The sequence below is a fragment of the Pseudomonas sp. MD195_PC81_125 genome (assembly GCF_014060985.1).
In the GTDB taxonomy this organism is placed as follows: Bacteria; Pseudomonadota; Gammaproteobacteria; order Pseudomonadales; family Pseudomonadaceae; genus Aquipseudomonas; species Aquipseudomonas parakoreensis.
On sequence record NZ_JABULD010001000.1, the window covers coordinates 1 to 542 of the forward strand.

A 542-nucleotide genomic window follows, 5' to 3' on the forward strand; every position below is an offset into this window, starting at 1 on the left:
AGCTCCGGCGCAGCTCAGGAAATGACTGATGACACATCCTCCCATGAGTGACACCCTGACCCGCCTCGCTCAGGTACTTGAAGAGCGCAAAGGCGCAGCGGCCGACAGCTCATATGTAGCTAGTCTGTATCACAAGGGCCTGAACAAGATTCTGGAGAAAGTCGGCGAAGAGTCGGTCGAAACCATTATTGCCGCCAAGGACGCCGCCATCAGCGGTGACTGCAGCGATGTGATCTACGAGACTGCCGACCTGTGGTTCCACAGCATGGTCATGCTCGCCCAACTGGGGCAGCATCCGCAGGCCGTGCTGGATGAACTGGATCGCCGCTTCGGCCTGTCCGGACACGTCGAGAAAGCCTCGCGTCCGTCCGCCTGAACAATTTTTAGAGAGGAACAGCAACATGGGCATTTTTGACTGGAAACACTGGATCGTCATTCTGGTAGTCGTGGTGCTGGTGTTCGGCACCAAGAAACTGAAAAACCTCGGCACCGACGTCGGTGAGTCGATCAAGGTTTTCGCAAAGCCATGAACGACGATGAGA

Annotated in this window: 1 protein-coding gene and 1 pseudogene; both read left to right on the forward strand. The window is 56.1% G+C overall.

Annotated features, from left to right (window positions below):
• Positions 1 to 43 precede the first annotated feature (43 nt).
• Positions 44 to 376: a phosphoribosyl-ATP diphosphatase gene (locus HT737_RS30815; RefSeq protein ID WP_003220849.1), complete on the forward strand. Its 333-nt coding sequence runs from the start codon at positions 44 to 46 to the stop codon at positions 374 to 376.
• Positions 377 to 401: 25 nt separating this feature from the next.
• A pseudogene (locus HT737_RS30820) lies at positions 402 to 542 on the forward strand (twin-arginine translocase TatA/TatE family subunit); the annotation flags it as partial.

What these genes read in the sequence shown, in the direction of transcription:
- HT737_RS30815 (WP_003220849.1), top strand. Translation starts at nt 44, where the DNA reads ATGAGTGACACCCTGACCCGCCTCGCTCAGGTACTTGAAGAGCGCAAA.